Source organism: Wolbachia endosymbiont of Drosophila bicornuta (assembly GCF_028982105.1).
In the GTDB taxonomy this organism is placed as follows: domain Bacteria; phylum Pseudomonadota; class Alphaproteobacteria; order Rickettsiales; family Anaplasmataceae; genus Wolbachia; species Wolbachia pipientis.
Map to the genome: position 1 here is coordinate 1 of NZ_JAPQLF010000118.1, position 8382 is coordinate 8382.

The 8382-nt window shown below is 34.0% G+C and carries 9 protein-coding genes and 1 pseudogene; 7 read left to right on the plus strand and 3 right to left on the minus strand.

What is annotated here, in order from left to right:
• Nucleotides 1–468 (plus strand): transposase (locus OZD68_RS04045; RefSeq protein WP_275008720.1); only part of this gene is annotated, 468 nt, incomplete at its 5' end.
• Nucleotides 469–482: 14 nt separating this feature from the next.
• Here OZD68_RS04045 and OZD68_RS04050 read toward each other — a convergent pair.
• The 3 genes and pseudogenes from OZD68_RS04050 to ribF all read right to left on the minus strand — a co-directional run.
• Nucleotides 483–1622 (minus strand): annotated as a pseudogene (locus OZD68_RS04050) (M16 family metallopeptidase); the annotation flags it as partial.
• 29 nt (nucleotides 1623–1651) lie between these two features.
• The gene (lspA, locus tag OZD68_RS04055) at nucleotides 1652–2128 is read right to left on the minus strand and encodes a signal peptidase II (RefSeq protein ID WP_182309508.1); all 477 of its coding nucleotides are present in this window, start codon (nucleotides 2126–2128) and stop codon (nucleotides 1652–1654) included.
• Entirely contained in the window at nucleotides 2125–3057 is a 933-nt protein-coding gene (gene ribF / locus OZD68_RS04060; protein WP_182309507.1) for a riboflavin biosynthesis protein RibF, read from the minus strand. The genes lspA and ribF overlap by 4 nt, the downstream gene beginning before the upstream one ends.
• 68 nt (nucleotides 3058–3125) lie before the next feature.
• Between ribF and grxC the strand changes: the two genes are divergently transcribed.
• The 6 genes from grxC (at nucleotide 3126) to OZD68_RS04090 (ending at nucleotide 8157) form a co-directional block, all read left to right on the plus strand.
• Complete coding sequence (gene grxC / locus OZD68_RS04065; RefSeq protein ID WP_182309506.1) at nucleotides 3126–3464, plus strand: glutaredoxin 3; 339 nt, start codon at nucleotides 3126–3128, stop codon at nucleotides 3462–3464.
• Between the two features lie 115 nt (nucleotides 3465–3579).
• Nucleotides 3580–4452, plus strand: coding sequence for a hypothetical protein (locus OZD68_RS04070; protein WP_182309505.1), 873 nt, complete (start codon nucleotides 3580–3582; stop codon nucleotides 4450–4452).
• A gap of 845 nt (nucleotides 4453–5297) precedes the next feature.
• On the plus strand, nucleotides 5298–5897 hold the full coding sequence (locus OZD68_RS04075; RefSeq protein WP_012673206.1) for a peroxiredoxin: 600 nt from the start codon (nucleotides 5298–5300) through the stop codon (nucleotides 5895–5897).
• Entirely contained in the window at nucleotides 5884–6831 is a 948-nt protein-coding gene (gene trxB / locus OZD68_RS04080; RefSeq protein WP_182309504.1) for a thioredoxin-disulfide reductase, read from the plus strand. The genes OZD68_RS04075 and trxB overlap by 14 nt, the downstream gene beginning before the upstream one ends.
• Nucleotides 6832–7024: 193 nt before the next feature.
• Nucleotides 7025–7663 carry an ankyrin repeat domain-containing protein gene (locus OZD68_RS04085; RefSeq protein ID WP_259366031.1) on the plus strand — a complete coding sequence of 213 codons (639 nt, stop codon included), beginning with the start codon at nucleotides 7025–7027 and terminating at the stop codon, nucleotides 7661–7663.
• The gene (locus OZD68_RS04090) at nucleotides 7615–8157 is read left to right on the plus strand and encodes a coiled-coil domain-containing protein (protein WP_275009066.1); all 543 of its coding nucleotides are present in this window, start codon (nucleotides 7615–7617) and stop codon (nucleotides 8155–8157) included. The genes OZD68_RS04085 and OZD68_RS04090 overlap by 49 nt, the downstream gene beginning before the upstream one ends.
• Nucleotides 8158–8382 lie beyond the last annotated feature (225 nt).

The following is an 8382-nucleotide window of genomic DNA, read 5'->3' on the forward strand; positions in this document are numbered from 1 at the left end:
TATACATCCTCTAAAAGAAATCAAAAATTGTTGAACTGGTCAATATTTATAACTAATGTTCCAGAAAATAAAATTAGTGCTGAGCAAGTATTAACGATTTACAGAGTAAGGTGGCAAATTGAGTTATTATTTAAATTGTATAAAAGCCATATCAGGCTTGATAAGGTAAAAGGAAAGCCATGCAGAGTATTATGTGAACTATATGCTAAATTGTGTGCAATTCTTATATTTCACGGCATAGTTGGTTGCACAGAAGTGAAAAAGAATACAGAACTTAGCTTAACAAAGGCATTTATTGATCTAAAAAGGCGGGTTAGAGAGTTATTTTTAGTATTAACCAAAATTAATAGTTTAAAAGCATTTCTTAAAAAACTCACTATAACTTGGTCGCGATTTTCATTAAAAGACAAACCTAGAAGGGCTAGAGTATCCACTTTAACCTCTCTAAATTTGCTCACAATCTCTTAACTTGACGCGTATGGATTATCAAACTGTGCTCCCTTATACCTATATTTTGAGCTTTGTAATTCCTCGCTCGTCACCCCTTTAGATACGAAGCCATTAATAGCATTATCTAACTCTCTTTCAACAATATCTAAATTAGCGCCACTTTTTGGAATTATCATAATATCAATGTAGCCATCACTAAAAGCTAGGCTATTATAATAAGCAAACACTGATACTGCCACATCTTTATCTAAAACCAAATCTTTATACAGTTTGCTGGATTTGCCGCCACCTAAAATGTCAACCGCTAAATGAGCAGCAGAGGCTTCATTTATGTGATCAAATAAGGGAACACGATAACGAAAATATAAAACTGATTCTTTTACTTCAGTGCTCTCTAAGGTCACCGATAGACCTCCATTATGCACTGGATCCTGATTTTGGTAATGTCTCATTACAGGCTTAGCTTTAATTTCGCCATATTTTTCTTCTGCTAATTTCACTACTTCATCAAACTCCACATCAGCCACAATCAGCAATATTGCATTACCAGGGTGATAATCACTATCGTGAAACCTCACTATGTCATCCTGATTGTAAGTTTTGATATCCCTCTCCCAGCCAATAACAGATCTACCATAGCCATTACGGTAAAATGCACTATCCATTTCTTCCCACAACAAGCTATGAGGTTGGTTATCAAATCTCATTTTTCTTTCTTACAGTACAATGTTTTTTTCTCTATCTATTTTGTCTTGAGTAACATTAAAGTTTCCCATTCTATCTGCTTCAACTTCCATTGCCAGTGGTAAATCTTTTTTGGGGACCAACTCATAATAACAGGTATATTCTTTAGTGGTAAACGCGTTAAATTGAGCCCCAATGCTACTCATAGTGGCTTCTATATCTGTGAACTTTCCTGTGGTTTCAAACATTAAATGTTCAAAGTAGTGAGCCAATCCTGCTTTGCCGATTGGATCATCCATTCCACCAATTTTGTATATTACTGCATGTAAAACGGCTGGAATCCGATGATTAGAAACAACATGAACATCTAGTCCGTTACTGAGTTTAGTATATTTTATGTTGTGCTCTATGTTTAAAGCATTCGAAGAAATTGGGTAAGTAAAAAAAAGTACAGGTAGTATAAGAAAACTAAAAAACTTATGAAGCATTATTTCGACCTAATATAAAAACAATTATTTTATTCCTCATTTTGTTTAGAAATAAGCATATCGTATATATACCACTTATATAACAATGTAAACATTCCACAAACTATAGATAAATCTGCTAAATTAAAGGCTGGCCAATACCAATCATCAATATGAAAATATATGAAATCATATACAGCTCCCCAATAGATCCTATCAACTACGTTTCCGACTGCTCCACCAATCATCAGAGAAAAACCAAGGTAAGTTGACTGACCGTCAGACTTGTATATCAAATATGCAAGTATACCAATTATTAGTATTGAAAATGCTGAAAAAAAGAAACCGCCATGTGGTAAAGCGCTACACATTCCAAAACTAATACCTGAATTCCAAACTTCAACTAGTTTTATAAAACTAGCGATCTCAATTGATTCTCCTTCATCAATCAATGAGTTTATGTACAATTTGCTCGTTTGGTCAATCAATACTATAATTAATATAACAACTAAGCATAACTTTTTCATAAATTTGCCTTTAACCTATAAACTTTAAGTATATCATAATTTATCTGTTTTGTTAACTCCTCAATACTATGGAATTTTTTTTCTGACCTTATGAATTTTAAAAGTTGTATATTGACTTTATGACTATATACGTCTTCATCAAAATCGAATATGTGCATTTCTATTATAGGCTTTTTCAGATCCTTAAAAGTAGGTCTCATACCAATATTGACTACTCCATATAACCAATTTGGATTACTATCAGGAAAAGTCACTCTAGCGTAATATGTGCCAAATTTAGGTTTTATCATGCAATCTTCTATAGGAATATTTATGGTTGGAAATCCTATTTCTCTACCTCTACATGCACCTTGTGTCACAACACCAGAAACTTGATAAGGCCTGCCGAGCAATTTATTAGCAATTTCTATTTCGCCCCTTTGTACATACTCCCTTATTGAAGAAGAAGAGCAAATTTTGCCGTCAATTATTAATGGCTCTAATTTAGTCAAAGAGTATCCATACGTTTCAGAATATTTCTCTAGAGTTAATATATTACCCAATCGTTTATGACCAAAAGTGCAATTTTCTCCGACAATTATGTGTTTAGCGCCATATTTATCTATTAAAATCTTACTGATAAAGTCATCGCAGCCAACCTCAGAAAAACCTCTATTAAAATTAATAATATACAAGTAATCTATACCATAGCTGCTGATCAGTTCCTTTTTTTGTTCTTGGTCTATTAACCTAAAATTGTTTCTACCAAATAAAACAGTTGATGGGTGAGGCTCAAAAGTTAAAACTGCAGAGGGTAATCCTCTTTCTTGTGCTACCTTCTTTAGAGTAGAAATTGCAAACTCGTGTCCTAAATGAATGCCATCGAAATTTCCGAAGGTTAGTGCTATATTATTTTCTATTCCTTGCTCACAATTATAAATAATTTTCATACAATTTGATGTTTTTACATGTTTCTTATATATAATAACTATATTTTAGTAAGCTACGGAGATAAATTGTGAAAAATGTTGTGATATATGTAAAGAAGGGCTGTCCATACTGCATAAGGGCAAAGGATTTACTAGATAAAAAAGGTGTGAAGTATGAAGAAATTGATGTGCTCAAAAACTCAGATCTATTTAACGACATAAAATCAAAGTATAACGTTAGAACAGTTCCACAGATTTTTATCAACGATAAGCACATTGGGGGGTGTGACAAATTGATGGATCTTGGAAAAGAAGGAAAGTTGGATGATATGCTAAATAATAATGACAATCACACTGATGTCACAACCTACACAAACAGCAATGATGAATGTGGAGAGTGTGTTATACCACATGATGATTTTATGTAACTTTTTATCTTGTTTTGTCGTGTAATACGTAAATGAAAACTAGTATGCTCACTTTAAACAATTCTTAATGAATTAAAAATACAATTCATTCAGTGAGTTTTTTTAGTGGGAAAAAATGACAAAAAATATTTCAATTATTAGCAGAAACTTAATTAGTATCGAATTAGTTAACAAACAAGATTTAGAGAATTTCATCAAGATTTTCACAGTGCTTGATAAACATATAGCAGCTAAAACACTTTTTACAGAAGAAGTGAGAATAGAGTATAAACAACACAACGGCATAGAAGTTGTTGAATTGCTAAAAGATACAGACTTTACATATCATGGGGTTGAAAATGTATTGAACCACCTGAGTAAACATGGAATGAAGGTGCCCAGCAGTGTTATAGGACACACCCTTTTTGCTGCATACAATCATGCACTTGAATTTAAGGATGTAGCATTTTCCTTTTCTGAAGGCTCTCCACAATTTAACATCAGAGTGAGTAAGAACACCTTCATAATAACTCCTATGAGTGAGGAGAATTTGGAATTGAATTCACAAAGTAGCAAGAAATTAATAGAGTCGTTACAGAGCGAAAAAAATATTTATGATTGTATAGTAGAAGAAAATACCATTGAAGTTATAGTGCATTCTGAAATACATCAAGCTATAAATTTGATTATAAAATCACTGATAAAGTCTCGCATTTTAGCAAAAGAGGAAGAAGGAAAATTCAAAGAGAAATTGAGACAACTTGCTTTTAAGGATCAAGCTTTTGTTGAGTATTCCAGTATCAAAGCCATCAGTAGGTATCCACATAATCATCCTCTGAGAAAGCATGAAAGTGTTACTAAGGATATAGAAAATATTTTATGTGATTTCATAGCAAATGAGAATAGCGAGTTCGCTATAGAGCGGTTAAATAGGCTGAGCTCAGCAGTTTCTCCGGATACTCCAAGAATCATCACTAAAACTATAGATAAACTTGTTAAGTTTCACTAAGATATACGAGAGCCAATAGATTTCTTGTATTACCTTTTGTCATCCAAGTAGCCTTGGCTACTTGGTTCTTTTTTTGGGTTCCAGCTATGTACATAGCTGTATGAACATTGTAGCCGTTGTTCAAGTAGCCCGCAGAAGCGAAAAACTTACTTGACAAACTCCGCCAACTCCCTTATCATGAAACTGAAGCTATTTATTTATCTTCTCTGTACAGATTAAATGACAAAAAAACTCACGTATCTGGCGTCTCATGTTTAATTTTTTGCACTATGTGCACCTTGTGTCTTTATAAAACTTCTAGGTTTTTACCTAATATAAGCTAAAATGCGCTTATAAAGCATTTAAAACATAAAAAAACGCCAACTTAAAAAATGGATAGTGAATAACTAGCTACCCCAGGGTTTCTTTTGCCTTTTTTTCTGTTTAGTAAATTTCTTAATGTTTATAATTTAGATTAGTTGCTGCTTAAAAGCAACTGAATCGCGGTCATTAAACGTTTAGAATAAAAAAACGCCATACTTGAAAGTATAATGTAAGTAATTAGCCAACCACGGGGCTTCTTTTGCCTTTTTTTCGTTTGGCAAATTTTTTAACATTTATAGCTAAACGACAACCGTCATCCCGCTACTTGTGAGCGGCTGAGATACCGTGGCGGTATGACGGTTCGCGGTGGCATGACGTAGAATTTTATACTCACCAACTCAGTATTCCAACCTGGATTGTATCTTATCGGTAAAAAAGAAGAGCTATTTTAGGAAGTTTTTATAGGACTAAAACCAAAGAAAACTTGCATATAAGTTTATCAAGATGTAAAATTAAAGTTATTTTAAAAGAATAGGTTAATTATGAATCTTGTAACAAAATCTGCTATCGATTTTACTGCTTCATCTGTTCTCTCTGACGGAGAAATTGTTGATGATTTCTGTCTGAGTAAGCGCATAAAAAATAAGTATGCTGTCCTTTTTTTCTATCCACTTGATTTTACTTTTGTTTGCCCAACTGAATTGATATCGCTCAATAATAGAATAAATGAGTTTGCAAAGCGTGGTGTTGAAGTGATAGGAATAAGTGTAGATTCAAAATTTTCACATTATAAATGGCGAAACACTCCAGTTAATGATGGTGGTATTGGAGAGATTAGCTACACTTTAGTGTCTGATATCAAAAAGTCTATATCAAGAGACTATGGGGTCTTATATGATGACTCAATTGCGCTGAGAGCAACTTTCGTTATTGATGATAAATTTATTGTACGTCATCAATCGATAAATGATTTGCCTTTAGGGCGTAATATCGATGAATTCGTTAGAATCGTTGATGCAATTAAACATAATGAGGAGCATGGTGAAGTATGTCCAGCAGGGTGGAAGAAAGGTAAGCCAGCAATGCAGGCAAGCGATGAAGGAGTAGCTGATTATCTAAACTCATACAGTGAAGAATTATAAATTTAGTACAAAAGTTCTTATTATTGGATCTGGGGCAGCGGGTTATGCTGCCGCTGTATATGCAGCACGTGCAAACTTAGAGCCAATTGTAGTAACGGGAATGCAGCCTGGTGGTCAGCTTACAATTACTACAGATGTTGAAAACTATCCCGGTTTTGTTTCAATACAGGGTCCAGAACTAATGGAGCAAATGAGGTTTCATGCAGAAAAGGTTGGAGCAAAAATAATAGATGATGAGATAAAAAGCGTTGAACAACTTGAGGACTTTAATGAGTATAGATTTAGATCTTCTGGTAATATCAATGACTACTATTCAGATGCAATTATCATTGCATCTGGTGCGCAAGCGAAGTGGCTTGGTTTAGAAAGTGAAAAGAAATTTCAGGGTTATGGGGTTTCAGCTTGTGCGACTTGCGATGGTGCATTTTTTAGGAATAAAGTTGTAGCTGTGATTGGTGGTGGAAACACTGCTGTTGAAGAAGCAATATTTTTAACTCGATTTGCCAAAGAAGTGATATTAATACACAGGCGTGATAAATTAAGAGCGGAAAAAGTAATGCAAGATAGGCTCTTTAAAAATGATAAAATAAAAGTAATGTGGAACCATACAGTAGAGCAGATTCTTGGAGAAGAAAATCCAAAAAGGGTTGCTGGTATTGCGATTAAATCAGCAGAGATCGATAAAACCCAAGAATTAAAAGTGGATGGAGTGTTCATTGCAATCGGGCATGCACCAAATGCGGGTATTTTTAAAGGCTTTGTTGAAATGGATGAGCAGGGTTACATCATTACAAAACCTGGAACAACTTTAACTAGTAGGGCGGGAGTGTTTGCTGCAGGTGATGTTCAAGATAAGGTATATCGTCAAGCAGTAGTTGCAGCAGGAACAGGATGCATGGCTGCGCTTGATGCAGAAAAGTTTTTGGAGTCGTAGTTATAGCTCTTTTTACAATAATCCGAACAGACCGTAATATGCTACTGGCCTGCTATAGCAATAAACACATATCTTATCGCATTCGGACTATTATAAGAAAGGCTATAATTCTAGGATTTTAGATAAATTGCTTGCAATTTTCCTTTTCTTTTACATAATTATATTAGTAAATCATTAATAAAGAGCGTTTAGTATGCCTTATAGAAACGGTGTAGCATATTATAGAGCTTATGGAGGTGGTGATAACACGGCATCGCAAGCTCGAAATCCGACAACTTCAAGACAGCTAAGTGAATCAACAAAACAGCTATTTAAGGCTATTGATGATGGAGACCTAGAAGATTTTAAAGAAGCTCTGGCAGAGGGTGCGGATGTTAATGCCTTTGATAAAGAAGGCATGACACCTTTGATGTTCATAGTTACTAATTTGTCTGCAGGCTCTGAAACAGAAAAAGAATATCGGAATATGATTAGGTTGCTCCTACTGCAACGGAGCATAGATGTTAATATTTCTGAACAAAATAATAACAATACAGTTTTGCATCTAGCAATGTGCTTTCAACAAAAGAAAACTTTACAACTCTTACTAAGTCATCCAAACATAAACACTTATCTAACCAATAAAAACCATCAAAATCCTGAGGAATGTGCTAGACAAAATCGTCCTGGGCATTTGATAATAGAAATACAAAAAGCACAGAAAGGAAAAGAATTATTAGCTGCTCTTTCTAGCGGAAATATTTGCCAAGCGAAAACACTATTGAATCAAGAGCTTCATCCTAATTGCTGGAGAAGAACCCAAGATGGAAGAATAAAAACACACTTAGCTTAATTATTCGATTATGTTTACGAACGATAACAGCAGATGAAAAAGAAGTATTGACAAAACTTTTAAAACATAAAGACCTAGATTTTAGTTACGAGCAGTATGCACAATTAAAGCAAACAATTGAACAAGCTATTCAGAGCCGATTAACTGATACTATTAATAGAAAAGATTTAGATGATGTGAAAAAATTAGTAGAAGATAATTGTTTTATAAATCGTGCAGTTGTTACTGCTGCATTGTGGGGTGTTGATAATCCAGTTAACTCTATTAAAGATTATTTAAATGAAAAATTTCCTGCAAATACGAATAATATACCAGAAGATTTTGAGAAGTTTTTACAAGGGCTTGAAAGAACAAAAGCTCAACTTGTAGAGAAAGAGCAAGAGCTAACGAATAAAACTAGCAAAATTTCACTATTAGAAAGAGATTTAGGGCAAGTAAGACAGAAAAAATCGGCTCAAAAAACAAAAATCAATGATCTAAATAGTGAAGTATAGCCTTTCTTATAATAGTCCGAATGCGATAAGATATGTGTTTATTGCTATAGCAGGCCAGTAGCATATTACGGTCTGTTCGGATTATTGTAAAAAGAGCTATAACTCGACTTAATAGAATTGTGTATGGAAGAGCAAGCGACACTGTCGAAATTTTACAATTATAGCACTTCTCGCAATAGTCCGAATAGGATAAGATATGTGCTTATGGCTATGGTAGAGCAGTAG